Genomic DNA, 24,511 nt, shown 5'->3' with positions numbered 1-24,511 from the left:
TAGCTTGGATAAATAGACGTCTTCGGTCACTCGTCATCGGCACCAAGCCTCTACGTCACCAGTCACCATAATGCCTCACTTTAAGGATTAGAGATGACGGCAAAATTCCTCGTATACTGCCGCAATGCCCTCTTCTAGAGGGATATCCGCTTTCCACCCAAGCTGCCTAAGCTTATCGCCGCTCATGAGCTTGCGCAGAGTGCCGTCGGGCTTAAGGGGATCGGTGCGGATGTTGCCGCTAAACTTTATAACATTGCTGACGAGGCGCGCCAAATCGATGATCGCGATGTCACTACCTGACCCCACGTTGACGTGCTCAACGTCGGAGTATCGCTGCATCAGGAAAACGCAGGCATCGGCGCAATCATCAGAGTGCAGGAACTCCCGACGCGGTGTGCCAGTCCCCCAAATCGTGATGTGATCCTCGCCGTTGATCTTTGCCTCGTGAGCTTTTCGGATAAGCGCTGGCAGAACGTGGCTGGTGTTCAGATCAAAGTTGTCCCCGGGCCCGTAGAGATTTGTAGGCATGGCGCTGATGAAGTCGCAACCATGCTGCTTGCGATAAGCCTGAGCCAGTTTGATGCCGGCGATCTTGGCGATCGCGTACCACTCGTTGGTAGGCTCTAGCTGGCCAGTCAGCAGGGCGTCTTCTGGAATGGGCTGAGGAGCCAACTTCGGATAGATACAGCTGGAACCAAGGAATAGCATCTTCTCGACATCGTTGCGATACGCGGCCTCGGTGACGTTCGCCGCGATCATCAGGTTGTCGTAGAGGAAGTCGGCTGGATAGGTGTCATTTGCAAGTATGCCGCCGACTTTAGCGGCCGCCATGAATATCGCGGCCGGCTTCCTGTGGGCGAGGAAGGCGTTGACGTCGGCGGGGCTCCTCAGATCGACCTCGCTGCGGCTCGCCGTGATGATCTCGCAATCCTCTCTGGCTAGACGGCGAACGATAGCTGAGCCGACCATGCCGCGATGGCCAGCGACCCATACTCGTTTGCCCTTAAGCGGGAAAATGACCTCACTCGCCATTGCCGCGCTGCTCCCGCGACACTGAAACCAAATCTGCAGCCACCATCTCGGCGCACAGAGCTTCCCACTTTGTCTCGTGAGTCCAACCCAGTTTGGCTTTGGCTTTGGCAGGGTTGCCGATCAAAAGGTCGACTTCCGTCGGGCGGAAATAGCGCGGATCGATCTCGACATAGACACGGCCGGTCGCCGTACATATCCCCTTCTCATCAATTCCCTTCCCCTCCCAGCGGAGCACCACGCCGATTTGGCTGAAGGCATATGTGACAAAGTCGCGAATAACCGTTGTCTCGCCTGTTGCAAGAACATAATCGTCGGGCTGGTCCTGCTGCAGCATCATCCACATTCCGCGCACATATTCGCGTGCGTGACCCCAGTCGCGCTTTGCGTCGATGTTTCCGAGATACAACCGGTCTTGGAAGCCGTGTTTAATGGCGGCGACCGCACGGGTTATCTTGCGTGTCACAAAGGTCTCGCCGCGAAGCGGACTCTCATGATTGAACAGGATGCCGTTGGAAGCGTGCATGCCATAGGCCTCACGGTAGTTCACCACGATCCAGTAAGCGTACATTTTAGCTACGGCGTACGGGCTGCGCGGATAGAAGGGCGTCGTTTCTGACTGCGGCACTTCCTGGACCAAACCATAAAGCTCCGATGTTGAGGCCTGGTAGAACCTCGTCTTTTTCTCGAGACCTAGAATGCGGATCGCTTCTAAGATACGCAGGGCGCCAATGCCGTCGGCATTGGCCGTGTATTCCGGCGCTTCGAACGACACCTGAACGTGGCTCATAGCTGCTAGATTGTAGATCTCGTCGGGTTGAGTTTCCTGAACTATGCGGATCAGATTGGTTGAATCCGTCAGGTCGCCGTAGTGAAGGATGAACCGCGGGTCTTTCTCATGAGGGTCTTGGTAGAGATGCTCGATCCGCCCCGTATTGAATGATGACGATCGCCGCTTCAAGCCGTGGACAATATAGCCTTTTTCCAACAGCAACTCCGACAGATATGCGCCATCCTGTCCCGTAACGCCCGTGACGAGCGCGACCTTACCATTAAATTGGACCATTTTATTCTCAAGCATTCTATGCGCAGTTAAGGACGCGCCTGCGCTGCTAAATAGCCGCCCTTCATAGCTGACGCGAGGCTGTTTTTCGCTTTCTCTGGGCAATTGATGCAACCTAGCCCAACAAACGTTTCCTGGCCCGACATATGGTGTATGCAGGCGCATCAAAGGCAACAATCTCAAGGCAGACTTTTGGCGCGCGTGATTATTTCAATCCGCGAACTCGGCGGCGGGATCGCTAGGCAGGCGCGGATCACCCGGGCTCTAATGATGCGCGAAATGGTCACCCGGTATGGACGGGAAGGCCTAGGATTTTTGTGGGTCATTGGCGAACCTCTGCTTTTCTGTATCGGCGTTATCGCCATGTGGAGTGTGCTGAAGCCTCCCTACGAGCACGGCGTTCGGGTGGGTGCCTTCGTCATGACGGGGTACATGTGCTTGCTGCTTCTGCGCCATTTCATTCAACACAGCTTGGGCGCTATTCAGGCCAATGTCGGCCTTCTTCACCATCGCCAAGTCAGAATCATCCATGTGTATGCCGCAAGATCGCTGGTGGAATTCATGGGCACTACAGCAGCATTTTTGGCTGTATTTGTGATTTTGTATGCGATGGGGCAAGTGTCGTTCCCTAAAATACCTCTTCTTCTTTATTGGGGGTGGTTGTCTTTAGCTTGGCTTTCGTTTGGCCTCGCTCTTCTGCTGAGCGCGCTTGCTGTAAGGTTCGAAGTGGTAGAGCGCGTTACGCAGCTATTTACTTATATGCTCATACCATTGTCCGGGGCATTTTTTACGGTATCGATTGTCCCGCCGGCTTATCGAGAAGCGTTCTTGTTGGTGCCCATGCCTAATGCTGTGGAAATGGTGCGCGCCGGATTTTTCGGGGAATTTTTCGAAGCGTACTATCATCCCTTCTATCCGGCCCTCTGTGGGACGGTTCTTCTTTTTGTCGGCCTCCTCGTGCTTTCAACCGCCTTAAAGTACGTTGATGTGGAATAGGAACGGGGTCTGTCCCTGTGGTGACGATGTCTGAAGCAAAACTTACATTCTTGGGACCTGTTTCGGGTCAAGCTCTTGGCCAAAAGCGAAAGGGCTGGCGCGAACGCGTTTCATGGCCGTTCATTGTTGTTGTCGTCTTTCCTACCTTGGTGGCTGCAATCTACTATGCCTTCATCGCGACCCCTCGTTACGTGTCGGAAGCCCGATTTATCGTTCGCGCCCAAGCTCAGCAAACGCCATCGCCTCTTGGAGTCGCTTTGCAGGGAGTTGGGCTTGGTACCGCCCAGACCGATGCCTTTGCTGTCCATGAGTACATTAAGTCACGTGACGCCTTGAAAGACCTTCAGGGTAAATATGATGTTCGAGCCATGCTGAGTAGACCGGGCGTCGATCCCTTCTCGCGTCTTCGACGTCCATGGGAGGGTGACAGTCGCGAAACTTTTTATGAGGGATTTCAGCGGTTCGTGGTTGTCGGCCATGACTCGACAAATGGCATGAGCACGCTGCGCGTCGAAGCCTTCAGTCCGCAAGACGCCACGGCCATCGCCAACGGTTTGTTGGACGGCGGAGAGAATCTTGTAAACCGCCTGAACCGACGCGCTACAGCAACAGCTGTGGTAGAGGCCGAAGCGGCCGTCAAGGACGCTCAGGAAGAAGTCGTTCGGGTTCAGGCTGAGCTAACCCGTTTCCGTACTAGCCAACGATTCATCGACCCCGCCAATGTCGCGACCGAAACCTCTGAGTTGCTCGGTGGCCTCCTTTTGAACCAAGCAGAGCTTTCGGCCGAGAAGCAACAACTCGAGTCCCAAGCCCCCCAAAGTCCCCAACTTGCTGCACTGAATGCCCGTCTGCGCGCAATCGAAGGCCAAATCGAAGCGCAGCGTCAACGGATCGCGGGAGCAAACGGTTCTCTGGCGCCGCAGGTGGGTGACTATGAACTTCTTGTCGGGAGGCGCGAGTTAGCTTCGAGAAACCTAGCTTCCGCCACAGCCACGCTTAATGGCGCACGGCAGGATGCCCGACGTCAGCAGCTATATTTGGAGCGGGTTGTAAGTCCTAGCCTTGCCGATAAGCCGACACAGCCGAAGCGACTGCTGGCCATTCTCGCCGTCTTTGGGACAATGTTATTGCTTTACGGGGTGGGCTGGCTGATCTGGACTGGCGTCAAGGAGCATCGCCAGTAATGACAATCGAGGCAGGCCAAAAAGTTGGCCTTATGGTCGAACAGTTATCCAAGGTCTATCCCAGCGGATCGAAACAGGTGTTTTCTGATCTCACCTTCACGCTGGCACATGAAGAGCGCATTGCTATCCTTGGACGCAATGGTCAGGGAAAATCTACCTTGATTAAGATGCTGGGGGGGATTCTCCCGCCGACGTCCGGAAAAATAACGTGGTCGATGTCGAGTTCCTGGCCTATAGGATTTGGCGGCGGCTTTCAAGGCAGCCTCTCTGGCCTGGACAACATTAGATTTCTTTCGCGAATATACAAAAGAAACTTTTCTAACCTTCTAAGTCGCGTAGATGATTTCGCCGAATTGGGCAGCGCGTTACGACAACCCGTCAAACACTACTCTTCAGGCATGCGGGCCCGGCTTGCATTTGGTCTTTCGCTCGCAATTGAGTTCGATTGTTACTTGATAGATGAGTTAGTTGCAGTGGGGGATGCGCGATTTCAGCAGAAATGCCAAGATGAACTTTTTATAAAGCGCGGTAAACGGGCTTTCATAATGGCGTCGCACGATATGAATCTGATCAGTAATCTTTGCGAACGAGCGCTAGTTATTGAAAGCGGCAAGACGAGATTATTTGATGACATTGAAGAGGGCGTGGATGTTTATAAGTGGCTCCGGGCTGAGTGAGGCAGTGGGACACTGATGTTGATGGCCGCGAAGGCGCCTGGATGTCTGGTAGTTCCCGGCCTTGCATTAGAGGGTGAGGCTGGCAGGGCTGCGCTACTCGTGATGGCGCGCAAACACGAGGTTCAGCTCTTCTTTTCTGAATACGAATCCAGCCGCGCAGCTGATGTCATTGTTGTGGGAGATGCTGCGGTCGGCCTTGCCGCATCGCCAGCATTCCATGTTTTCGCAAGCCCTTCACCAAACGTGATAGAGGGTGCTGACGTTGACACGGTTTCGCGTCTTCTCTCTATAACTTACGACGGTGTATCGCGGAATCAAAGTGGTGTGCTTCCCGACAATCCACCGGGCATGAAAGAAATGTTGCAGGCGATTCAGTCGGAGCGTCCTACACCGGAGCACCCACTTCTCGCTTTGCTCGCTGGCGGACCCGGAAGGCCTGGCGATTCGGCTCATCTTCCACTCACAATGTTCGCCTTGGATAGGCGTCATTCTGCGGACGGACGGGTGCCTTGGCGTCTCGGGCTGGCGGGACGCGCGCGGTACCTGCTCTATGGAGCCTATCACTGGCTGCCACGAGGGACGTGGAGAGCAACTATTATATTTTCGGTAGACCGCGATGCTTCAAATCAGCATTTTCGGATTGAGTGGGGTTCGGTAAAGGACTTTTCTCACCATAACTTCCGCCCAAGTGACGCGGGGAGGTACAGCATAGCAATCGATGCAACTCTCCAAAATGCAGATCAAGTCGAGCTCAGACTGATACTGGCAAATAGTAGTCTTTCTGGGGAAATAGAACTCACAGACGTAATATTAGAAAGGGTAAACTGATCGTTGGTGGGAAAAGATAATGCGCAGGCGTTACTGCCCGTTCGCAAATCTTCGAGCGATAGACGTTATGTGCGGATAGGTGCCGCGCGAAGTTTGATCTAAAAAATTGCTCCACGCGTTTGGCTGATTAGCGGGATAGATACATACTGCCGCAAGCCTAGACGCATTGTTTTTCAATATCTTATCACCCTTGATGATGATAGTCTCAGTGATGCTCCGTGCGTTCACACGCACTTTTAGCCATCTCATGGTTCCGCTCGGCAGCCTTTCCTCGATCGTGGCATGAGTTGTGCCGACTTGGAGAGAAATGCTGTCAGGCTCATGTGGTGAAACGAACAGCAACATCGCAATGACTGGTGCATGCCCAGAAACTATGCCCAGTTGAATCGGTTCTTTAGTCAATAAAAAACCATCTTTATCGAGAAACGCAAGGCTTTCGGGCTTAATGACCAGTCGCGAGTCAATGTCTGTGAAGGGAAGGGTGTTGCGTCTTCCAAGTATACTCAAGCGGGCCCTCGCTGGACTGTTCCCGAGGCGCACCTTCCATTTATGTAGTTCGTCAACCGTATTGTCGCGGTAGGGGGGGGGGGGCACGTCCCGCATGAGCCTTCTTCCCTCAACGAGCGATGCGAAGGCTTTAAGCTGAACCGCGACCGACGATATGTCGCTGGTCGTCAACCTCATGTCCGCACGAGGTGCCAGTCCTCCCAAACCATGTCTCAAGGCCAGCGCTAGCGGTAGGCCTTGCCTCGCTATGCTCAAGCCGAGTAATCGTGCTCCTGGGTCCGATGCGGCCAGCACAACACCAGACGCGCTAACCTCGACATCGGAATCGGAGAGCGAATGGATCAATCGGAATAATGACGCCCGTTCCGCATCCAATAACGGAAGAGCCGCTTTGGCGATCTTCATTTCGTCGGAAGATTCCGGACCACAAACTAATATTGGTCCGCTCGGATCTATAGACTTCTGACCAGATAGCTCTGGGCGGATGGTGGCGATCTGCGCCGAAAACGACTGCGCAATGTTCTGAATGTCGCCGGGATCCAGATCAAGGAATGTGACAGCGCCAGACGCCACCTCGTTCAACAAGGCAAGATAGAACTCCTGCGCGACTTTAACTCCGCTGAGATCGTCATTCGCCGCAGTGGACTGCGGCAAATCTACCAATCCGCCAAGAATCGGAATGTCCCTTGACTTGGCATCGTACAAAAGGCCTTCGATGTGTTCGGGCCGGTGAATTAGCCAAGGCCCGGTTACGATTAGCGCCGCACAACTAGCTGGTAAATCGTAAGGTATACCTTTAAAATCATGCCAGCGACCTTCTCGCCACTGTATGACATCGACTCTGTCGTATTGCGACTTCATTGAAGCTGTAACGGTGGCTGCTACGACTAGGCCGTGATCAAGCGCCCCCGTAATATCCAATAAAAGGGTTCCGTCCCCTATTGTTCGATTCCCGTAGCGCGGTGTCTGCGTGGCACGCACGAACTCACCTCGCGCCTGCCTTAGCGCCGTTACGCTTGCGCCGAGATTAGCGGCTTCTTGAATGGCGTAGACGTTGTCGGGAGAAAGCGCTGCGGACTGTTCGTAGCTTTTACGGGCTTCGTCCAGCTTTCCTTGAAGCCGCAAGACGTGTCCGAGTTGAAGCCACGTGTCGGCGTTAGCGGCGTCGAGCGCGAGCGCCCTTCGATAGGCTTTCTCAGCTTCCGGCATGTTCGATGCAACTTTGTGGGCATGGCCCAACTGCACCCAAATCGCTTCCAGAGAAGGATCACCGGCGAGGGCAATCGAATAGTGCTCGCGGGCCTGAGACCAATCCCCACTATCCCGCGCCAGATCGCCACGACGCGCATGTTCGCGAGGCAAAACGGTTCCGGGATTGAGCGCCCTTTGAGCTCTCCGATACAGTCTGGCTATTTGGCGTTTCATGAAAACAGGATATCGTTAATCCCGAAGGAGACCAAAACATCATCGGATACGCCTTGACAGACTGTCGTCGCTTGAAGGCGAAGCAAGCTGTAGCCGCGCTGAATATGAAGCGGCAGGTCAAAGTTTACTTCTGAAGCCCCCTCCGCAAGTTCTCTTACCCCTAGTGTCCACTCGTTCAGAGTCGCGATCAGCGTTTGGCTCCCCATGCCCGCGGGAACCATCACGGATAGCTTCAAATTGCTGAAGGCGGTCGCAATTGGGTCGGTCCGGAAGCGAATCTCACAGCCATGGCCCGTTACCCATGCAGCGCTTCCGACATGCTCCAGCTGGCCGGAACTCACGTAGGCATCGGCTCTGCCGGGGGTTAACGGAACTCGGGCGCCCTCCAGCCAAGGCGCATCGCCACGTTCATGGTGCATATCATGAGGTGACGATGCCCCGTTACTCCCAACTGGGATGTACGTAGCGACGGGACAACCCGACATCGAACCTACAAGATCCGCATGCTTTATCAAAAATGTCGTATACGCGGTAATGCCACTGTAATAAGAGGTGGAAAGCGCTCGCGAAAACGCGGCGATATTTGGAATGTCGAGTTTGCTTGGCGCTTCACAGTTTTCCACAACATCTAAAAGCTCGAGAGCTTGCAGCTCCCAGTTCTGTCGACCAATTTTTGCAGTTTCGTACGCCAAATGCCCAAGAGACTCGGCTTGATCAGCGGTGATTGTTACCGAATGAGCTTCATCGGGGTTGTAAAGGACGCCGTTTAACCAGTTTGAAATGTATTCATTGTGCGTGGGTTCGTCGCATGCCACGATCAGCATCCCGCGGCTCATAGCCTCTAGAAGTGCCATGCCTATTCCCTCGGCGCGCCGTGGGGCAATGAAGACGTTCGCTTGCGCTAGGGCGGCATGATAATCGGCTGCGTTAGGGAACCAGCTTGTTTGAGTGACCGTGCAAGACGACGTGGAGGACACCTTGTACGCACGCGTATCGAGGTGTGGCTCATCAGGTGCGTTATGCACGTGAAGTGACTCGATCTGGCCGTGCAACAACTTCATGATGGCCGGTGCGCTGATGCCGTGTTCGGGACGTCGCTGCCAAAGGAAAGCTCTTAGGCCAGTCTTGAATGTTGCCCGCTCGCTCTGTGAAACAACCGGCGTGAAATAGCGCGCCAGAAAGGACTTATTCCCCAGTCCAGCGACGCGATGATGCAGCGTAAAACTGAAATTCACAAACTGTGCTTTGGCGGACCATATCCAGTGTAAATCCGGCATCGTCGCGGAACCATCATACATCGGGACAACAACCGTAGGGATCCCGAGCGCCAAGAACACCGGCGCGATATAGTCCATCTGCCAGATCACAACGACATCCATGCTTGCGGCAAGGGCGATGGTTTCTTCGGCGATATTCGACGGAGGATCTATATGCGCAATTTTTACATCAAATCGTCGTTTGAGCAAATCTATGAAAAACTGACTTGAAGCCGTCGAAGTGTGGAAGGCGTGATCCACAAAAAGGAGCGTTTTCATCAAATCTTCAACCAGCTCTGGAATGCGGCAGTATTGTCCAAATGAAATCGATGTCGCGCCTGCGCTGCTCGGCCGGCGAGAACTGACCGCCTCGTCCCCGCCATCTCGAATATCGCGTCTACCATGGCGGGAACGCTGTCTACGACCACGCCTAGATTGTAGTGGCGAGCAATCCCGGCGAATGCCGTACCCTCCAGGGTAATTGCAGGTCTTCCGTGAAAAGCTGCTTCCATAAGAACTGCCGAGCCACGATAGCGATAGGTGGCCGCATCATAGGGAAGAAGGACGGCATGGCTGCGTTCATAGGCCGTAATCATTTCCTCGGATGAAATGGCCGAAGCCTGCACTTCGACGCCAGGAAGGGCGTAAAGCGCTCGCGCCGTCGTCATGCTGTGTTTAAGGTCCGCCGCAGGCAGCATTTGCGTGATGAACCGGATCGTCATTTCCGGATCGCGGCGCCGCACGGCCGAGAAAATTTCCGGCAAGTGCATGAACCCTTTGTCGTGACGCGCTGACCCCGCGCAGTAGAAGACGAACGGACCATGTTCGCGCATTGGAATCGGCTTCGACATTTCGGGATAAGCCGTTACGGTGACAATCGACTCTAGTTTTTCCGCGAGCATGTCAGCGTAAAGCGGTGTTTCGGCGCTGAAAGACATTTCAATCCCGTCCTTCATTGCCAGCCTGAGGCGTCCGATCAACTCTTCAAGCGGATCCCTATATGTATGGGATGCATTTTCCATCACACCGATAAAGCGCAAAAGAAGACGAGGTCTCCTATCTCGCGGCCACTTTTCCAGAGCATTCAGTAAACCGACCGCGCCGTAGAAATCGACATGCGGGTGGAACAAAGTATCTTTAGCGCCAATATCAAATTCTTTAAGTAGCGCTAAGGCGTCTTCGGTTGCCAGCCTCTCTTCATCATCTACAAACCAACCTGCCGAAGGCGATGTTTTTCCAGTAGATTCAGTTCGGATATTCGGAAAATAGCGGCTGTAGTAGAAACGGAAAAATGGTGTCAAACATTTGGCTTTGGCAATGTCGGACGATAGCTCTTTACAGCACACAGCATATACATCTTTAGTATTATTCTGGATCAGCTGTCGGAAGTAGCCCATCGCTGGTACGTTGTGTCCAAATGGCAATACGCACATAGGATCACAGATCAAAACTCTGCCCAAGCTCATCGCCCTTCCAAATTCACCGTACGACCAACGCTTTCCAGCGAAGCCCTCTCCCACTATCTCTATCCAATAGCTTATTGTGGGGTTTTCGGATTAGATGATATGCGGTTGCCGACTCGCAGTGTCAATCATGGCTGCGACCGGTCCTGACGAGGAAATCCTAGGTGTACACAGAGATAGCAAGCGTAGGCTCAAGCCAGATAGAGGTCACACCTGGGCACATTTATCTTTATCCGCATCTTCCCGCCACATATGATTATGTCCCTTGGAATGTGGTAAACCACGTCATAAAGAGCGCTCAGCTATCTTCGCCGACGCTAATCGACGTTGGGGCTAATGTTGGCGACAGCCTTGCTCACTATCGTCGCTTCTCAGAGGGGCCCGCTATTTGTATTGAGCCAGCTGACAATTTTTTTGCAGTGCTGAAGCGGAACGCTCTCAAGTTTGCAAATGTCGAGCTCGTCAAGAGCCTGCTGGTGCCAGATGATATGGTTGGAAAGGTGGCGTTCTCGGGAAATGAGCAAACTGGCGCTACTCGGATTTCGTCGGAAGGGGATGATATTTGGTCAGGGCCCTACATTACGTTTTCGGATCTTCTTTCAAATAGAAGTGGCCCTGTAATCATAAAGACTGATACTGATGGATTTGATGCGGATATAATAAAGTCTGCGCTTCCGCATATTTCAAGCGGACGAGAAATCCCAATACTTTATTTTGAAGGCCCAAGCGAAGCACAGATGAGGAGCGGAGACTACTTGGAGTATGTCGCTGTTTGCGATCAATTGGTATTGCAAGGTTACGGTCTGTTGTTCCTAACGAATGTAGGAATGCCTTACACTTACTCACAAGAAGTCGGTGGAGCGGCGGCGGCCCTGTCAGCTCTAGAAACTGGATACCGGCGAGGGATGGCTCTATGCCACTACTACGACGTGATTGCAGTCAAGCTAGATCTCGTAACGCATGAATTTGCTCTGAAGAGTCCGTGGGGGGATGAGTTTTTTGTGACTGAATAAATGTCACATTAACTTTTCGTACAAGGCGCTTAGCCTATCCACGTACCGTTGTTCAGAGAATAGCGCCGCCTGCTTGGTGCCTTTCGAAACCAAATTGTGCGTCAAATCATCATCTGAATCCAATGCCTGAATACCCCTTGTTATGGCGCTGACATCGTACGGATCTACGGTCAGCGCTGCCTCGCCGCCAACCTCGGGAAGCGATCCAGTAGTAGATGTTAGGACCGCCGTCTCTAGGAGCATCGACTCCAAAACGGGCAAGCCAAAGCCCTCATATAGGGAAGGAAACAACGTGGCACGCGCGCCGCGTATCAAGCTGATCAACATCGATTGGGACATATATTCATAACGTCGAATACGATCGGCGCTCGGGCCGCCATCTCGCTTGACCTGTTCCAACAAGGCAGTCTCACCCTCAGCTAGCCAGGAGCGCCCCCCAACTATGATCAAAGGCTTTTTGACGCCGGAGGAAAGGTAGGCCTCGATGATCCGCCCGACGTTCTTCTTTGGCTCAATTGCACCAAAGTAGAGGAAATAGTCTTTCCATCCAAGATTGAATATGCCTTCAAGCTCTAGCGCCACCTCCTCTTGAGGACGCTCGCGGAGCTCCAACGGGACCTTCACTGCCTGATACGTGTTGGTGACTCTCTCTTCCGGTACGCCCAGCAAGCGGATAACATCCTGCCTCGTGGTTTCGGAAACGACGACTATATGGTCTGCCTTTTTGGCTATGTTGTTGCAAAGTCGGCGGTATGCGGACTTGTTCTCAGTCGTGCTGTGGGGGAGCCGGAGCGGTATCAGGTCGTGTATCGTGTAAATGTTCAGAGCATTAGTCGCGTGGAGAGGCAGGGTGGCCGTCCAGTGCATGATGTCCGGTTTGGGGGCGCCCTCGAATGTGACTGGGGTTGGCGTACCGTAAACTTGGAAACCCCTTTGGGCATAGTGAAACAGATTTTGAGCCGCCCAAAAGGACTTTGCATCTGGCCGACCGCCTGACCGACTTGGCCAGATAACTTCTCCGCTTGGCAGGACGGGGACAGCCTTTCGCCCGAACCGCGTCGAGATAGTATCGATATAACGGCGGCTTTTTCGAACTTTTGCGGATGTATTCAGCGAGTCTGCAAGCGCAACTTCGTTGAGTACATTGTCCGCGCTGATGGCGTTTGGCGGTCCATACAGGACCTGACCACTTAGACCGAGCGAACTCAGTGACGTCAGGAGGTTTCGGCCGTATGTCGCTATGCCTGTGCCATTAGGCAGGGCTAAGTTGTAGCCGTCGATGCAAACTGTGCTCATGTCGAAGGCCTAATGCCTTTCGAAACCTATTGAAATGCAGCTCCGTAGAATTCTCCGGAAAGATTGGAAGTTTGAGATAACGGGAAAGGAGAATTATCGTGGTAGCGTGACACCGCCCGCATCCCCCGCTATCTCGCGCGCGTGATGAACGAAACAGAACGCCAGTCGGAAGAACGCAGCTGGGAGACGGCGAAGACGCTCGCCGAGGCCTTGCCGTATATCCAGGTCTATGACCGCGAGACCGTGGTCATCAAATACGGCGGCCACGCCATGGGCGAGAGCGCCGTGGCGCGGCAGTTTGCGGCCGATGTGGTGCTGCTGAAGCTGATGGGCGTGAACCCGGTCGTGGTGCATGGCGGCGGGCCTCAGATCAGCGCCATGCTGGACAAGGCGGGGGTGAAGTCCAGCTTCGTCGACGGGCTGCGGGTCACCGATCCGGCGACGATGGAAGTCGCCGAGATGGTGTTGTCGGGCGCGGTCAATAAGGAGATCGCCCACTGGATCACCATGGCCGGCAAGGAGGCGGACGTGCGCGGCGTCGGCCTGTCGGGCAAGGACGCCGGTTTGCTGACCGTCGAGAAGACGCGTCGCACTAAGCGCGATCCCGACAGCATGATCGAACACGAGGTCGACCTGGGCTATGTCGGCGAGCCGACAAAGGTGGATCCCAAGCTGATCGCCGGCCTGATCGCATCCGAGACCGAAGACTGGGTGCCGGTCATCGCCCCGATCGGCGTAGCCGAAGACGGTCAGACCTACAACGTCAATGCCGATACGGTGGCGGGCGCGGTCGCGGGTTCGCTGAACGCCAAGCGGATGCTGTTGCTGACGGACGTGCCGGGGGTCAAGGGCGCGGACGGCGACATCATCCGTCAGATGACGCTGGACGAGGCGCAAAACCTGATCGACACCGGCGTGGCCACCGGCGGCATGATCCCCAAGCTGGAGACCGCCATGGCCGCCGTTCGCGCGGGCGTCGAGGCGGTAGTGATTCTGGACGGGCGCCGACCGCACGCGATGTTGGTCGAGTTGTTCACAGAGTTCGGCGCCGGCACCCTGGTGAAGGCGTCTTGATCGACCCCCATTCCACATCCCTTGGGCATGTGCGCGCCTGGGTGTTCGACATGGACGACACCCTGTATCCGCGTGAGCAGGGTCTGATGCGGCTGGTCCAGGCGCGCATCAACGCCTTCGTGGTCGAGGCCGTCGGGCTGGAACCCGAGGCCGCAGCCGCGATGCAGCGCCAGTTTCTGGACGAGCACGGCACCACCCTGGCCGGGCTGATGGCCAACTATGCGGTCGATACTGAACGATTCCTGCGCGAGGTGCACGACGTGCCGCTGGACGGGGTCGAGCCTAATCCGCGTCTGGCCGAGCGGCTGAAGGCCCTGCCCGGTCGTTGCTATGTCTTCACCAACGGCGCGCGTGAATACGCCCACCGTGTGCTGGAGCGGATCGGCGTCGCCGACTGTTTCGAAGGCGTCTTCGCCATCGAGGATGGCGATCTGACGCCCAAGCCCAATCCCGCGACCTTCCGCCGGATGCTGGAGCAGTTCGGTATCGATCCGCACCGATCCGCCTTCTTCGAGGACACGCCCAAGAATTTGGAGCCGGCCAAGGCGCTGGGCATGGCCACGGTCCTGATCGGCGACGGCCATGGCAAGCCGATCGGGCCGCATATCGACCATGTGGCCCCGGACCTTTTCGACTTCCTTTCTGATCTGAACTTCAAGGACGCCGCATGACCGATCTGTCGCATCTCGAATCCGTCGTCGAGGCCGCCTGGGAACAGCGCGCCGAGGTGTCCGCCGCCACGCATGGCGAGGTGCGCGACGCCGTTGAAACCGCCTTGGCCCTGCTGGATTCCGGGCAGGCGCGCGTCGCCTCGCGCGGCGCGGATGGCGTCTGGACCACGCATCAGTGGCTGAAGAAGGCGGTGCTGCTGTCCTTCCGCCTGAACGAGAACCAGATCATGCGGGCGGGCGCACCATCCGTCATGCCGCTGTCGGTGGATCATCCCGTCGCCGTCGGTCCCTTCTGGGACAAGGTGCCCAACAAGTTCGGCGACTGGACCGCATCGGATTATCAGTCGGCCGGCTTCCGCTCGGTGCCCGGCGCCATCGTCCGTCACGGCGCGCATATCGCCAAGAACGTGGTGCTGATGCCGTCGTTCGTGAACATCGGCGCCTTCGTCGATGAGGGCTCGATGGTGGATGCCTGGGCCACGGTCGGCTCCTGCGCCCAGATCGGCAAGAATGTGCACCTGTCGGGCGGCGCGGGCATCGGCGGCGTGCTGGAGCCGCTGCAGGCCAATCCGACCATTATCGAGGATGGCTGCTTCATTGGCGCCCGCGCCGAGGTGGCCGAGGGCGTGATCGTGCGCGAGGGCGCGGTCCTTGCCATGGGCGTCTACTTGTCGGGCTCGACCAAGATCGTGGACCGGGCGACCGGCGAAGTCTTCCGGGGCGAGGTGCCGGCCTATTCGGTGGTCGTGCCGGGGTCGCTGCCGGATCCCAATGGCGGGCCGTCGCTGTACTGCGCCGTGATAGTAAAGCGTGTGGACGCGCAGACGCGGGCGAAGACCGGGGTCAACGAGCTTCTCCGCGACTGATCAGGCGGCGGCGCGGACAGGCTGAATCGCAGGCGCGTCGAACGTCGCGTGCAGGGTGAAGGTTGATCCCTTGCCGGGGGTCGACGTCACCGTGATCTCGCCGTCCATCAGGGCGGCCAGCCGCTGACAAATGCTGAGGCCCAGGCCGGTGCCGCCGAACTTGCGGGTGGAGGACCCGTCCACCTGAGAGAAGGGCTGGAACAGGCGCGTCAGATCGTCGGCGGCGATACCGATGCCGGAATCGACGACACCAAGTCGCAAGGTCGTGCGGCCGTCGCCTGCCGGCTCGCTGTCGATAATCAGGCGAACCTCGCCTTGCGGCGTGAACTTGATGGCGTTGGCCAGCAGGTTATGCGTCACCTGCGCCAGGCGCAGCGGGTCCATTCTGAGAAGCGGCGGCAACGGGCCGCGGATGTCGGTCGTGAAGGTCAGGCCGCGCGCCTCCGCCTGCGCCTTGAACGGGCCCGTCAGGCGGGCGGCGAGGGTCTCGGCTTCGACATCGACGAAGTCCAGCTCCATCTTGCCGGACTCGATCTTGGTGATGTCGAGGATGTCGTTCAGCAGCACCATAAGCCCTTCGCCGGAGTCGCGGATGACCCCGACGAATTCTTTCTGGCGGTCGCTGAGCTCCGACATCTGCAACAGTTGCGCGGCCCCCAGAACCCCATTCATCGGCGTGCGAAGCTCATGCGAGATGACGCCCAGGAAGTTGGATTTGGCGGCGCTGGCGGCGTTGGCCGTGTCACGGGCGGTTTCCAACTCGGCGATCAGTTCGGCCTGGCGGCGGTTGACGGCTTCCAGATCGCTGTCCTTCATCTGGGTGATGGCCACCTTGATCAACAAGGCCAGCGCCAGAACCGGGATCATGCTGACGACCACCCAAAAGCCGGGCGTGCCCCACAGTTTCGCGAACAGCAGCACCACGACCACCGAATAGGGCGCCGACACGATCAGGGCCTCACGGGGCGCGGCGCGCATCTGGGTGAAGACCAGCACATAGCCGGCCATGAGAAGGGCGACGCCCAACGGCACGCCATAGGCGCCGCCGTAGATGAATGCGAGCAGCGGCGCCGCTGACCAGGCGATGCAGGAAATGGTGGCGGCCATCAACTTGATCCGGCTGTGAAGCCCCTGATCCCGCAATACCAGCACACGTTCGGCGAACGTCCGAAGCAGACCTGATGCGGTCGCGGCTGCAAACCACAAGACTGCGGTCGCCCAATCGGTGACGGTAAACAAAGCGACCGCCCAACTGGCGATGATCAGATACCGCATATGACCGTTGGCGATCAGATGCTGCAGCAATGAGCGATCTTGGCCTGGCGTGTGGTTCGTCATCGTCGGATCTCGGGGTTCGATGACGCATCGTCGCCCAAATCCGACTAAGAGACTATGAACGCTAAGCTTTATGCGTGAAGTGTCCGGCGTCGGACATAGCGCGGAATGAGCGGAAAGGCAGGAAGCGGTCGTCAGCCGCCTCCCATCCCTGTATCAGGCGGCCGTCTTCATGGCGTCCGCATTGACAGCCGCGTCGGCGATGCCGGTCAGGTCTTCGTCCGTCTGGGCTTCCTCCTGAAGCGTCTTGTCCAGAAGAGCGGCGGCGTCCTTCAAACCCAGCACCAGCGCCCAGCGTTTCAGTGTGCCGTAGCGGGTGATCTCATAGTGTTCGACCGCTTGGGCGGCGGCCAAGAGCCCAGCGTCCAGCGCAGGGGTGTCCTTGTATTCTTCCATGATCTCGTCGCCTTCGGCCAGGATGCCCTCAATGGCGTCGCAGGTCTTGCCACGCGCGGGCTTGCCGATCAGCTCGAAGACCTGTTGCAGGCGTTCAATCTGGCCTTCGGTCTGACCCTTATGCTTCTCGAAGGCGGCCTTCAGCTCTGGCGACTGAGCCGCACGGGCCATCTTGGGCAGGGATTTCAGGATTTTGCGCTCGGCGTAATAGATGTCTTTGAGCGTGTCGTGGAACAGAGTGTCCAGGGTCTTGTCGGCCATGGTGAGGTCTCGCATCTGTGATGGAGCGCAGGCGCGCGCCCCATCACAAGCAATCCATCCCATTAGTGTTCCTATGCGCGAATTCGCGCGCGCAGCGGATCAGCCCGCGCGCTTCAGATCCGGCGGGGTCGCTTCGTCGGTCAAGATGCGGATGGCCTCCTCGACCGTGACCAACGTCTGGGCCTGAGAGCCCAGGCGGCGGATGGCGACCATGCCGTCTTCCGCTTCCTTCCTGCCAACCACGGCGATGACCGGGACCTTGCCGACCGAGTGTTCACGCACCTTGTAGCCGACCTTTTCGTTGCGCAGGTCGATCTCGGTGCGCAGGCCGGCGGCCTTGAACTTGGCCATCACATCGCGGGCGTAATCGTCGGCGTCCGAGGTGATGGTGGCCACCACAGCCTGGGTCGGGGCCAGCCACAGCGGGAAGGCGCCGGCGTAGTTCTCGATCATGATGCCGATGAAGCGCTCGAACGAGCCCAGGATCGCGCGGTGCAACATGACCGGGCGGTGCTTCTGGCCGTCCTCGGCTATGTAGGTGGCGTTCAGGCGTTCGGGCAGGACGTAGTCCAGCTGGATCGTGCCGCAGGTCCATTCGCGGCCGATGGCGTCCTTGACGATGAAGTCCAGCTTGGGCGCGTAGAAGGCGCCGTCGCCTTCGGTCACGACCGGCTCGGTTCCGGCGGCACGGGCGGCCTCGGCCATCAGGGTCTCGGCCTTGTCCCAGAACGCGTCCGTGCCGGCGCGGTTCTCGGGGCGGGTGCCCAGGCTGATGTAGGCCGTCTCCATGCCCAGGTCGGCATGGACGCTGCGGGCCAGTTTGATGAACTCGGCCGTCTCCTCGACGATCTGGTCTTCGCGACAGAAGATGTGGGCGTCGTCCTGGGTGAAGCCGCGCACCCGCATCAGGCCGTGCAGCGATCCGGACGGCTCATACCGGTGGCAGGCGCCGAACTCCGCCATGCGCAGCGGCAGTTCGCGATAGGACCGCTGGCCTTGGTCGAAGATCTGCACGTGACCCGGACAGTTCATCGGCTTGAGGGACAACTCCTCGCCCTCGACCGTCTCGCAGACGAACATGTTCGGACGGTACTTGTCCCAGTGACCGCTCTGCTCCCAGAATTTGCGGTCCAGCACCTGGGGCGTCTTGACCTCGACATAGCCGGCGGCGTCCAGGCGGCGGCGCATATAGGCCTCCAGCACGCGCCACAGAACCCAGCCCTTGGGGTGCCAGAAGACCATGCCCCGGCCCTCTTCCTGCATATGGAAGAGCTCCATCGCCTTGCCGACCTTGCGGTGGTCGCGCTTTTCGGCCTCTTCCAGACGCTGCAGATGGGCGTCCAGATCCTCCTTGGTCGCCCAGGCGGTGCCGTAGATGCGTTGAAGCTGCTCGCGCTTGGAGTCGCCCCGCCAATAGGCGCCGGCCAGCTTGGTCAGTTTGAACGCCTTGCCGACGTGGCGCGTCGAGGGGAAGTGGGGACCCCGGCACAGGTCGATCCAGTCGCCCTGTTTGTACAGGGTGATGGTCTCGGTGCCCGGCAGGTCGCGGATCAGCTCGGCCTTGAACTTCTCGCCGCGCGCCTCGAAGAATTGGATGGCGTCGTCCCGCTCCCAGACCTCGCGTTCGAACTTGGCGTCGCGATCCACGATCCGGCCCATCTCCTTTTCGATGGCGGCGAAGTCGTCGGTCGAGAAGGGCTCTTCGCGGTAGAAGTCGTAGTAGAAACCGTCCTCAATCGCCGGGCCGATCGTGACCTGGGTGCCAGGGAACAGGGTCTGGACGGCCTCGGCCAGGACGTGGGCGGTGTCGTGGCGGATCGTATAGAGGGCGGCGGGATCGTCGCGCATGATCAGGCGGAAGTCGCCGCCCGTCTCCAGCACCCGGCCCATGTCTCGCTGCTCGCCGTTCAGTTCAGCCAGCACGGCCTTCTTCGCCAGCGACGGCGAGATGGAGGTGGCGACATCGCGCGCCGTGGAGCCGGCCGGGTATTGGCGCACCGCGCCATCGGGGAATTTCAAGTCGATCATGGCTTCGTCTTTACTGGCGGAACCGGGTCGTATCCCGACCCGCCGAAGGGATGGCATTTACAGAGCCTGCGCACGGTGAGCCATCCCCCCTTTACCGGTCCGTGCTGGATCAGGGCGTCGCGCCCGTAATCCGAACAGGTCGGCAGGAACCGGCACTGCTGGCCGATCAGGGGAGACAGCGTCAGCTTGTAGCCCCGATGGGCCGCGCGGACGCCGCGTTCGTAGAGAGACATCACGTCCCTTCGCCGGGGGCTTGAGAGGTTCGCCGCGCTTATCCCCTGTCATCGCAGGGGGATCAACCGGTCGTGCCCGTCAGGCCGCGCCGGCGAGGCGAGTTCGGGCGGCCAAGGCATTGTTTACCGCCTCCAGCGTCGCCTCCAGCGAGACCAGGGTAGAGGCGTGGCGGGCGGGGTAGTCGGCGATCTGTTTCAGCAGGCGCAGATCCTCAAACCGGCCGAGGGGGCCGTCGCCGCCGGATTTCAGCATGGCGATCATGGCGTCGCGGGCGTCGCTGAGATCATCGACCGACGCGCCGATCACAGATTGACCCAGAACCCCGGCCGCGGCCTGGCCGAGGGCGCAGGCTTTGACGTCCTGGGCGAAGTCGGCGATGCGGCCTTCGTCGTCCAGCGTCACATCGACCGTTGCGCGCGACCCGCACAGTTTCGCCACCCGTTCCCCGGTGCCCTGCGGCGTGGGCAGACGCCCCGCATGCGGCAGGTTCGCCGCCAACGACAGGATGCGGGCGCTGTAGAGGTCGTCGATCATGGGATGAAGATAGGCGCTCAATCCTCCGCCGTGAAGCGCGGCGTAAAGGGGGAGGATTACAGCGTCAGGACGAGACGCCCATCGGATCGGACTTCCAAAGTCGCATCCGCATAGTCCACCAGCGTGGGATGATCCGTCTCCAGCGGATGGGTCCAGGCGGCGGTGACGACCACCACATCGGCGCCGGCGGCTTCGCCCGCCTTGATGCCGGCCTCGGCGTCCTCGAACACCAGACAGTCGGCGATATCGACGCCCAGGGTCGCCGCGGCCTTCAGATAGCCGGCGGGGTCGGGCTTGCCGCGCTCGACGTCCTCGGCGGTGATCATGACGGCGGGCGGGGTCACGCCTGCGGCCTTCAGACGGGCGCGCGCCAGGGGGACCGAGGCGGAGGTGACCACGGCCCAGCGGTCGGGCGGCAGGCGTTTGACGAAGTCGACGGCGCCGGGGATGGGGGCGACGCCGTCCACGTCCTCGATCTCGCCGCGCTCGACCCAAGCCACCTCGGCGTCCAGGTCGATATCGGGCAGGTTCTGGCGACGAATGGTGTCGAGCGCGCGCACGCCGTGGATGGTGGGAACGAAGGCGGCGACATCCAGCCCGTGGCGCGCGGCCCAGCGGGTCCAGACGCGCTCGGCGGCCGGGGTCGAGGTGATCAGGGTGCCGTCCATGTCGAACAGGAAGGCCTGATAGGCGCGGGACGCGGGGAGGGCGGTCATGGCCTCATCCACCATGCGGGCGGTCAGACCGCAACGGGCGGATCAGCCGCCTTGCAGCGAATTCCACGTGCGGGCGGTGTCGGTCGCGGGCGAAGGACTCGCCGCGCCGCCGCCGGACGTCGCCGCGCCGCCAGTGCTGCGCGAACGCAGCCATTGCAGGTTCTGCTCGGCCTGTTCGGGCGGCAGTTCGCGGCGCAGGATCTGTTCGGCCTCGCCCATCTTGCCCTGAAGGCCCAGCACCATGGCCAGGTTCTGGCGCACCTTGGCCGAGGCGGTCGGCTGGGCCACGGCGCGACGCAACAGGGTCTCGGCGCCCGGCGCATCGCCATGCGTCAGGGCGGCCGTGGCGGCGTTAGTCAGGACATCGGGGTTGTCGGGCGACAGGGCCAGGGCCTGGTTCCAGGCGGCGCGGGCGTCGTCGGTGCGACGCACCTGCTCATAGGCCACGCCCAGCAGGGAGTAGGGGCGCCAATCGCGCGGCGCCAAGTCGCGCGCCTGCTCCAGCGGCGCGACTCCATAAAAGGCCTGGCCGCGCGCGATGTGGGCGCGGCCCAGCTCCAGCAGGGCGTCCAGATTGTTGGGCTGGAGCGTCAATGTCGCCTGCGCGGCCTCGGCCGCCTGATCGTAGCGGCCCAGCTCACGCAGGGCCTGGGCCAGTTTCACGCCCGCCACGGCGTCGGTCGGATCGGCCTGCTGCTCCGAGGCCCAGAACACCGAGCGCGAAAGGGCGTCCATCCGGTCGTAGGTGGCCCGCACCGCAACGGACGACGGCGCGCGAGCCTGGGCCGTGGTCGCCGCCGTCGGATCAGCCGCCAGCGTCGGCGTGCCGGACAGCGCGATCAGGCCGACGGTTGCGAGAAGGGCGGGCATGCGCGACATGGGTCAGGTCCAGACGGTCCTAGAGGTCTCGCCCCTAGAATCGCCGGTTCGCGTCAACCGATGGTTAACTTCGTTTCGAGGGCCTCATGTCCGTCTCGCATCCTCTTCTGGTGCCCGCCCAAGACGGCGACGGCGCCATCCCGATCCGCTTCGTTCAGGCGGGTGGCGTGCTGGACGATCCGGCCCGCCGCTGGGGCGCCCTGCACGGGTTCGAAGGCAAGCCGGGCCAGCTGTTGGTCGTGCCGGACGCGGACGGCGAGATCGGCCAAGTGGTCGTGGGCGCGGGCGCGACCTTCGATCCGATGAGCGTGCGGGGACTGTCGGCGCGACTGCCGGGCGGTCTGTATCGGCTTGAGGTCGCCGCGCAGGACGCGGAACTGGCGACCCTGGCCTTCCTGCTGGGGGCCTATGTCTTCGACCGCTACAAGGCCCGGCCGGACCGGACGCCCGTGCGGCTGGTCGCGCCGGACGGCGTGAATGTCGCCGAAGTCTCGCGCATCGCCGCCGCATGCGCCCTGGCGCGCGAAATGGTCGATACGCCCGCCGCCGATATGGGGCCGTTGCAGATCGAGACCATCGCCCGCGAGATCGCAGAGAGCGCCGGCGCCGAGATCGCCGTCACCACCGGCGACGCCCTGCTGGAAGACAACTATCCGGCCGTCCACGCGGTGGGACGCGCCGCTGCCCTGCACCGGGCGCCGCGTCTGATCGAGATCGGCTGGAAGCTGGACCGGACCGACCTGCCGCTGGTCGCCCTGGTCGGCAAGGGGGTGGTGTTCGACACCGGCGGCCTGGACCTGAAGCCCGCCGCCGGAATGCGCAATATGAAGAAGGATATGGGCGGCTCGGCCCATGCCTTGGCCTTGGGGCGTTTGGTGATGCAGGCCGACCTGCCCGTGCGGTTGGTGGTGATCGTCGCGGCGGTCGAAAACGCCGTGTCGGCCGACGCCTTCCGGCCCGGCGACATCCTGAACAGCCGCAAGGGGCTGACGATCGAGATCGGCAATACGGACGCCGAAGGCCGGCTGATCCTGGCCGACGCCCTGACACGGGCAGGCGAGCACCAACCCGACCTGACGCTGGACTTCGCAACCCTGACCGGCGCTGCGCGGATCGCCCTGGGCCCGGAGCTGCCGCCGCTTTATACTGACGACGAAGGTCTGGCCGCCGGGCTGCTTGCTGCGGCGGGTCAGGTGCGCGATCCCCTGTGGCGGATGCCGCTGTGGCCCGGCTATCGCGGCGCGCTGGACGCCGAGATCGCGGATCTCCGGAACGACCCGGCCGGCTGGGCCCAGGCCGGATCGGTGACGGCGGCCCTATTCCTGCAAAAGTTCGCCCCGACCACGGGGGCCTGGGCGCACATGGACATCTTCGCCTGGAACCCCCGCGCCCGCCCCGGCTATCCAGAAGGCGGCGAGGCCCAGGCGCTGAGAGCCTGCTTCCAATATCTAAGAACGCGGTTCTGTTGATTTTCTTTCGCAAAAGCGTTTCGCGTTAACGGCCCCTAAGCCATCGGGGGATAAGGCTGTGGGTTCAGCAATGCGAGTTCACGTTGACCGACGTCCTCGACCTTCTTCCGCCCGGCGATCGACTCGTTCGCCCTGAACTCGCCGAACAGGCGTTGGAAGGGCTGGTGCGCGCAGACGCCTATCGGGCGACCGAGGCCATGCATTGTCGTGTCGCCGTGGCCGACATCCTGTCGGACGCCGACGGTCGGATCGACCAGCTGCTGCATGGCGAGATCTTCGACGTCCTTGATCGTTCGAACGGACGAGCCTGGGGCCGGGCGCGTCGAGACGGCGTCGTTGGCTGGGTCGTGCTGGACAGTCTGTCGGCCGGCGCGCCGCTGGCGACGCATTGGATCGCCGGCGTGGATGCCGCCCTGCCGTTAAACGCTCTGGTGGTCGAGGCGACGGATGTGGCCGAGGCTGATCTGAAGCCGGTCGGCGCGTTCGAGACGGATATGGTCGCGGTGGCGGAGCGGCTGCTTGGCCGTCCGCATGAGTTCGGCGCGCGGTCCTCGATCTCCACCGACTGTTCCGGCCTGGTGCAGCAGGCCCTGCTGGCATGCGGCCTGCCCGGTCCCCGCTGGTCGGACGCGCAGGCCCAGATGGGTCGCGCGGCGTCTTCATCGGATCTACAGCGCGGCGACATCGTCGTCTGGCTGGCGCCGAACGACGATCAGGACTGGACCGGCCATTCGGCGCTGATGCTGGATGGCGAACGCATCATTCACGCGACAGGCGGCAAGGGCGTGGTGATCGAGAGCCTGGCCGAGGTCGAGGCGCGTCTGGTCGCCGAGGGTTTCGCAACCGCCGTCTTCCGCCGACTTTAGTCCCGCAAGGTCCGCATCGCCCCCAACCGGGCGAAGGCCAGCGTCAGCGCCTTGCGGCGGGCGGGCGCCAGGCCGATCACGGGCGCGTCTCGCACGACCGCCCCGCCGAAACCGTCTGCGACGATCAGGCCCGGTTCGTCGGGCAGGATGTCCTGCGGAAACTCGGGCGCGACGGCGAAGAAGAAGGCGTCGCAGAACGGTCCGTACTCGTGCCATTTGCGGTCGACCCGATAGTCCTCGACGCCTGATTTGACCTCGCAGATGACGATGTCGCCCTTGCGCCCGATCGCCATGACATCGGCGCGGCGACCGTTGGGCAGGCAGACTTCCAGAAGCGGCGCATACCCCATGTCCATCATCAGCCGCGCCGCACCGCGCGTGACCGAAAGGGTGGTCTCGGGACGGCTGAAGACGAGTTCGAGATGGGCGACGGCGGACATGCCGA

23 protein-coding genes are annotated in these 24,511 nt (G+C 59.9%); 9 read left to right on the top strand and 14 right to left on the bottom strand.

The features are described 5' to 3' along the window. Positions 1–87: 87 nt before the first annotated feature. Positions 88–1,032 (bottom strand): GDP-L-fucose synthase, encoded by a 945-nt coding sequence (gene fcl, locus ABIC32_RS09595; protein ID WP_354073998.1) that lies wholly within the window; start codon positions 1,030–1,032, stop codon positions 88–90. Then, a complete protein-coding gene (gene gmd / locus ABIC32_RS09590; protein WP_354073997.1) occupies positions 1,022–2,095 on the bottom strand; it encodes a GDP-mannose 4,6-dehydratase in 1,074 nt (357 codons plus the stop codon). The genes fcl and gmd overlap by 11 nt, the downstream gene beginning before the upstream one ends. A gap of 150 nt (positions 2,096–2,245) precedes the next feature. On the opposite strand from gmd, the gene ABIC32_RS09585 reads away from it, so the two are divergent. From ABIC32_RS09585 to ABIC32_RS09575, 3 genes are read left to right on the top strand one after another with little or no spacing between them, the layout of a single operon-like run. Beyond that, positions 2,246–3,088, top strand: a complete 843-nt coding sequence (locus tag ABIC32_RS09585; protein ID WP_242077712.1) for an ABC transporter permease — start codon at positions 2,246–2,248, stop codon at positions 3,086–3,088. A 26-nt stretch (positions 3,089–3,114) separates the two neighbouring features. Continuing rightward, positions 3,115–4,272 (top strand): KpsE/RkpR family capsule polysaccharide export protein, encoded by a 1,158-nt coding sequence (locus ABIC32_RS09580; RefSeq protein ID WP_354073996.1) that lies wholly within the window; start codon positions 3,115–3,117, stop codon positions 4,270–4,272. Next, the gene (locus tag ABIC32_RS09575; RefSeq protein ID WP_354073995.1) at positions 4,272–4,949 is read left to right on the top strand and encodes an ABC transporter ATP-binding protein; all 678 of its coding nucleotides are present in this window, start codon (positions 4,272–4,274) and stop codon (positions 4,947–4,949) included. The genes ABIC32_RS09580 and ABIC32_RS09575 overlap by 1 nt, the downstream gene beginning before the upstream one ends. Positions 4,950–5,807: 858 nt before the next feature. On the opposite strand, the gene ABIC32_RS09570 is transcribed toward ABIC32_RS09575, so the two are convergent. From ABIC32_RS09570 to ABIC32_RS09560, 3 genes are read right to left on the bottom strand one after another with little or no spacing between them, the layout of a single operon-like run. After that, positions 5,808–7,709, bottom strand: a complete 1,902-nt coding sequence (locus ABIC32_RS09570) for a tetratricopeptide repeat protein (RefSeq protein WP_354073994.1) — start codon at positions 7,707–7,709, stop codon at positions 5,808–5,810. Then, on the bottom strand, positions 7,706–9,244 hold the full coding sequence (locus ABIC32_RS09565; protein WP_354073993.1) for a glycosyltransferase: 1,539 nt from the start codon (positions 9,242–9,244) through the stop codon (positions 7,706–7,708). The genes ABIC32_RS09570 and ABIC32_RS09565 overlap by 4 nt, the downstream gene beginning before the upstream one ends. Further along, positions 9,244–10,431, bottom strand: coding sequence for a glycosyltransferase family protein (locus ABIC32_RS09560; protein ID WP_354073992.1), 1,188 nt, complete (start codon positions 10,429–10,431; stop codon positions 9,244–9,246). Before ABIC32_RS09560 ends, ABIC32_RS09565 begins: the two co-directional genes overlap by 1 nt. 161 nt (positions 10,432–10,592) lie before the next feature. On the opposite strand from ABIC32_RS09560, the gene ABIC32_RS09555 reads away from it, so the two are divergent. Then, the gene (locus ABIC32_RS09555; RefSeq protein WP_354073991.1) at positions 10,593–11,441 is read left to right on the top strand and encodes an FkbM family methyltransferase; all 849 of its coding nucleotides are present in this window, start codon (positions 10,593–10,595) and stop codon (positions 11,439–11,441) included. A gap of 3 nt (positions 11,442–11,444) precedes the next feature. Here the strand turns inward: ABIC32_RS09555 and ABIC32_RS09550 are convergent, their stop codons facing one another. Further along, a complete protein-coding gene (locus ABIC32_RS09550; RefSeq protein ID WP_354073990.1) occupies positions 11,445–12,308 on the bottom strand; it encodes a glycosyltransferase family 4 protein in 864 nt (287 codons plus the stop codon). Positions 12,309–12,881: 573 nt separating this feature from the next. Here ABIC32_RS09550 and argB point away from each other — a divergent pair. The 3 genes from argB to dapD are packed head-to-tail and all read left to right on the top strand — an operon-like array spanning position 12,882 to position 15,348. After that, on the top strand, positions 12,882–13,811 hold the full coding sequence (gene argB, locus ABIC32_RS09545) for an acetylglutamate kinase (protein WP_017506718.1): 930 nt from the start codon (positions 12,882–12,884) through the stop codon (positions 13,809–13,811). Then, a complete protein-coding gene (locus ABIC32_RS09540) occupies positions 13,808–14,482 on the top strand; it encodes a pyrimidine 5'-nucleotidase (RefSeq protein ID WP_354073989.1) in 675 nt (224 codons plus the stop codon). The genes argB and ABIC32_RS09540 overlap by 4 nt, the downstream gene beginning before the upstream one ends. Further along, positions 14,479–15,348, top strand: coding sequence for a 2,3,4,5-tetrahydropyridine-2,6-dicarboxylate N-succinyltransferase (gene dapD, locus ABIC32_RS09535; RefSeq protein WP_307513019.1), 870 nt, complete (start codon positions 14,479–14,481; stop codon positions 15,346–15,348). The genes ABIC32_RS09540 and dapD overlap by 4 nt, the downstream gene beginning before the upstream one ends. Here the strand turns inward: dapD and ABIC32_RS09530 are convergent, their stop codons facing one another. From ABIC32_RS09530 to ABIC32_RS09500, 7 genes are all read right to left on the bottom strand, one after another. Then, a complete protein-coding gene (locus ABIC32_RS09530; RefSeq protein WP_354073988.1) occupies positions 15,349–16,686 on the bottom strand; it encodes a sensor histidine kinase in 1,338 nt (445 codons plus the stop codon). It lies immediately after the preceding gene. A 153-nt stretch (positions 16,687–16,839) separates the two neighbouring features. After that, on the bottom strand, positions 16,840–17,340 hold the full coding sequence (locus ABIC32_RS09525) for a YciE/YciF ferroxidase family protein (RefSeq protein ID WP_354073987.1): 501 nt from the start codon (positions 17,338–17,340) through the stop codon (positions 16,840–16,842). A gap of 99 nt (positions 17,341–17,439) precedes the next feature. Continuing rightward, complete coding sequence (thrS, locus tag ABIC32_RS09520) at positions 17,440–19,368, bottom strand: threonine--tRNA ligase (protein ID WP_354073986.1); 1,929 nt, start codon at positions 19,366–19,368, stop codon at positions 17,440–17,442. Continuing rightward, positions 19,365–19,601 (bottom strand): membrane protein insertion efficiency factor YidD, encoded by a 237-nt coding sequence (gene yidD / locus ABIC32_RS09515; protein ID WP_082503497.1) that lies wholly within the window; start codon positions 19,599–19,601, stop codon positions 19,365–19,367. Before yidD ends, thrS begins: the two co-directional genes overlap by 4 nt. Before the next feature lie 79 nt (positions 19,602–19,680). Further along, entirely contained in the window at positions 19,681–20,136 is a 456-nt protein-coding gene (locus ABIC32_RS09510; RefSeq protein WP_354074124.1) for an iron-sulfur cluster assembly scaffold protein, read from the bottom strand. A 56-nt stretch (positions 20,137–20,192) separates the two neighbouring features. Further along, entirely contained in the window at positions 20,193–20,852 is a 660-nt protein-coding gene (locus tag ABIC32_RS09505; RefSeq protein ID WP_354073985.1) for an HAD-IA family hydrolase, read from the bottom strand. Between the two features lie 42 nt (positions 20,853–20,894). Continuing rightward, entirely contained in the window at positions 20,895–21,731 is an 837-nt protein-coding gene (locus ABIC32_RS09500) for a tetratricopeptide repeat protein (RefSeq protein ID WP_354073984.1), read from the bottom strand. 86 nt (positions 21,732–21,817) lie between these two features. On the opposite strand from ABIC32_RS09500, the gene ABIC32_RS09495 reads away from it, so the two are divergent. Then, positions 21,818–23,200 (top strand): leucyl aminopeptidase family protein, encoded by a 1,383-nt coding sequence (locus ABIC32_RS09495; RefSeq protein ID WP_354073983.1) that lies wholly within the window; start codon positions 21,818–21,820, stop codon positions 23,198–23,200. An 83-nt stretch (positions 23,201–23,283) separates the two neighbouring features. Further along, positions 23,284–24,066, top strand: coding sequence for a C40 family peptidase (locus ABIC32_RS09490; RefSeq protein ID WP_354073982.1), 783 nt, complete (start codon positions 23,284–23,286; stop codon positions 24,064–24,066). Here the strand turns inward: ABIC32_RS09490 and mmcB are convergent. Next, positions 24,063–24,506: a DNA repair putative endonuclease MmcB gene (mmcB, locus tag ABIC32_RS09485; RefSeq protein ID WP_055754257.1), complete on the bottom strand. Its 444-nt coding sequence runs from the start codon at positions 24,504–24,506 to the stop codon at positions 24,063–24,065. The two genes, ABIC32_RS09490 and mmcB, sit on opposite strands and share 4 nt — an antisense overlap. Between the last annotated feature and the right edge of the window lie 5 nt (positions 24,507–24,511).

This window comes from Brevundimonas sp. 1080, assembly GCF_040545985.1.
Lineage (GTDB): Bacteria > Pseudomonadota > Alphaproteobacteria > Caulobacterales > Caulobacteraceae > Brevundimonas.
The sequence above is the reverse complement of the archived record's forward strand: the minus strand, read 5'-3'. Positions and strand labels throughout refer to the sequence as shown.

What these genes read in the sequence shown, in the direction of transcription:
- ABIC32_RS09495 (WP_354073983.1), top strand. Translation starts at nt 21,818, where the DNA reads ATGTCCGTCTCGCATCCTCTTCTGGTGCCCGCCCAAGACGGCGACGGC.
- dapD (WP_307513019.1), top strand. Translation starts at nt 14,479, where the DNA reads ATGACCGATCTGTCGCATCTCGAATCCGTCGTCGAGGCCGCCTGGGAA.
- ABIC32_RS09505 (WP_354073985.1), bottom strand. Translation starts at nt 20,852, where the DNA reads ATGACCGCCCTCCCCGCGTCCCGCGCCTATCAGGCCTTCCTGTTCGAC.
- ABIC32_RS09585 (WP_242077712.1), top strand. Translation starts at nt 2,246, where the DNA reads ATGCAGGCGCATCAAAGGCAACAATCTCAAGGCAGACTTTTGGCGCGC.
- ABIC32_RS09510 (WP_354074124.1), bottom strand. Translation starts at nt 20,136, where the DNA reads ATGATCGACGACCTCTACAGCGCCCGCATCCTGTCGTTGGCGGCGAAC.
- yidD (WP_082503497.1), bottom strand. Translation starts at nt 19,601, where the DNA reads ATGTCTCTCTACGAACGCGGCGTCCGCGCGGCCCATCGGGGCTACAAG.
- mmcB (WP_055754257.1), bottom strand. Translation starts at nt 24,506, where the DNA reads ATGTCCGCCGTCGCCCATCTCGAACTCGTCTTCAGCCGTCCCGAGACC.
- ABIC32_RS09550 (WP_354073990.1), bottom strand. Translation starts at nt 12,308, where the DNA reads ATGCACTGGACGGCCACCCTGCCTCTCCACGCGACTAATGCTCTGAAC.
- ABIC32_RS09565 (WP_354073993.1), bottom strand. Translation starts at nt 9,244, where the DNA reads ATGAAAACGCTCCTTTTTGTGGATCACGCCTTCCACACTTCGACGGCT.
- fcl (WP_354073998.1), bottom strand. Translation starts at nt 1,032, where the DNA reads ATGGCGAGTGAGGTCATTTTCCCGCTTAAGGGCAAACGAGTATGGGTC.
- ABIC32_RS09525 (WP_354073987.1), bottom strand. Translation starts at nt 17,340, where the DNA reads ATGGCCGACAAGACCCTGGACACTCTGTTCCACGACACGCTCAAAGAC.
- thrS (WP_354073986.1), bottom strand. Translation starts at nt 19,368, where the DNA reads ATGATCGACTTGAAATTCCCCGATGGCGCGGTGCGCCAATACCCGGCC.
- ABIC32_RS09570 (WP_354073994.1), bottom strand. Translation starts at nt 7,709, where the DNA reads ATGAAACGCCAAATAGCCAGACTGTATCGGAGAGCTCAAAGGGCGCTC.
- ABIC32_RS09580 (WP_354073996.1), top strand. Translation starts at nt 3,115, where the DNA reads ATGTCTGAAGCAAAACTTACATTCTTGGGACCTGTTTCGGGTCAAGCT.
- ABIC32_RS09575 (WP_354073995.1), top strand. Translation starts at nt 4,272, where the DNA reads ATGACAATCGAGGCAGGCCAAAAAGTTGGCCTTATGGTCGAACAGTTA.
- ABIC32_RS09530 (WP_354073988.1), bottom strand. Translation starts at nt 16,686, where the DNA reads ATGACGAACCACACGCCAGGCCAAGATCGCTCATTGCTGCAGCATCTG.
- ABIC32_RS09500 (WP_354073984.1), bottom strand. Translation starts at nt 21,731, where the DNA reads ATGTCGCGCATGCCCGCCCTTCTCGCAACCGTCGGCCTGATCGCGCTG.
- ABIC32_RS09560 (WP_354073992.1), bottom strand. Translation starts at nt 10,431, where the DNA reads ATGAGCTTGGGCAGAGTTTTGATCTGTGATCCTATGTGCGTATTGCCA.
- argB (WP_017506718.1), top strand. Translation starts at nt 12,882, where the DNA reads ATGAACGAAACAGAACGCCAGTCGGAAGAACGCAGCTGGGAGACGGCG.
- gmd (WP_354073997.1), bottom strand. Translation starts at nt 2,095, where the DNA reads ATGGTCCAATTTAATGGTAAGGTCGCGCTCGTCACGGGCGTTACGGGA.